At 38.0% G+C, this 1,226-nt stretch carries 2 protein-coding genes; both read right to left on the minus strand.

Annotated features, from left to right (window positions below; genetic code table 11):
- Nucleotides 1–182, minus strand: a 182-nt coding sequence (locus JTI98_RS08025; protein WP_216082109.1) for a helix-turn-helix domain-containing protein, incomplete at its 3' end; no start/stop codon positions are given.
- Between the two features lie 208 nt (nt 183–390).
- Nucleotides 391–1,107: an SLATT domain-containing protein gene (locus JTI98_RS08030; protein WP_052443875.1), complete on the minus strand. Its 717-nt coding sequence runs from the start codon at nt 1,105–1,107 to the stop codon at nt 391–393.
- Nucleotides 1,108–1,226: the final 119 nt, after the last annotated feature.

Raw genomic sequence — 1,226 nt, forward strand, 5'->3', positions numbered from 1 at the left:
ATTCCGTTTTCCGGGTTCTGATCGATATAGCCATGCAACTGAAGCGTTTTAAGAAGAGAGTGGAGGGTACTTTTGCTCAATCCCATCAGTTTGCTTATCTCGGTGATTTTGAGTTCCGTAGCCTGTTCATTAAACAAGTCGAGGATCTGCAAAGCACGTTCAACAGACTGAATTATTGGCATAATTTTCCACCGTCCACGAAGAATTCTTCTTGTGTGACCGTACTATTTTCGAGGGTGAAAAGCAATGCCGGACACGCTGGCATGATGCAGGTTTCAGGGCAGATAAGTGCAGGTGTTACAGGGCACGCTGAGTTGATGAATCGTTCTGTGTGGGCGACCTGCACCGGTTTGATTGAGAACGGGCTTAATCGCCCGTTGTACGATGAGATTAACAGGATAATGTCAGATAGCATTTCACATAGCGTAAATAATCTCTTTTCCTGATGATTTTTAATGACCATAATACGTAGGCGATTTTTATCTTTATATTCACACTTACAATAGTACTTAGCTTTAATGTCGTACGTTTTTTCTTGGTGCTAAATTTTATAATATCCTTTTCCATCTCAGCTAGTTTTCCTTTGATGGCATTGCGTCGGTAAGCATTCATACTCATCGCTTTGAATGAGTCGCTATTATTCGTCGGACATGACTCACCCTCTTTGTTTATCTCCAGATATTTTTCTAATAAAGGTTCGTATTCTTTTATTTTCTCATTATAATTGTTTTTATTGATTTCATTTAAAAGAGATCTTGCTTTCCTGGATATTTCAATATAGGCATTGCCGACATATCGATGTTGTGCCGTTTGTTTCTCTAAACCAAGAAAACCGATAATTGCAGTTGAAATACCAACTAATAATGGAAGAATATGACTCAAAGCCGTATCCCAGGAGGCCCAATGTTCTATTTGAAGATAAGAATTTAGTAATTCTAATATGCTCTTGCCTATTCCAGATGATATTACAGCGGAGCCTACGACGGCAAATAAACCCAGATAGATTCGCCATTTGTTTTTTCTGTCGGCAGCAATAAAGTGCCTGTCCTTGCCAATTTTACAATCATTTTCCAGATTCGCAATTTCAATGATTTTTTTCTCATTCATAAATATTAACTCTATGCTGTGAAAAGGGTAATTTTTGTGCTTTTCAATGATGTTAGCCTTATAGAAAGACCACTTGTGAGATATATGATAAAAGAGTTTTGACCTAATCTAACGCTAGG

This window comes from Citrobacter sp. MGH 55 (assembly GCF_016906145.1).
Lineage (GTDB): Bacteria > Pseudomonadota > Gammaproteobacteria > Enterobacterales > Enterobacteriaceae > Citrobacter_A > Citrobacter_A amalonaticus.

Bases quoted from the DNA above. Each gene is read 5' to 3' on its own strand.
- JTI98_RS08030 (WP_052443875.1), bottom strand. From the start codon at position 1,107: ATGAATGAGAAAAAAATCATTGAAATTGCGAATCTGGAAAATGATTGT.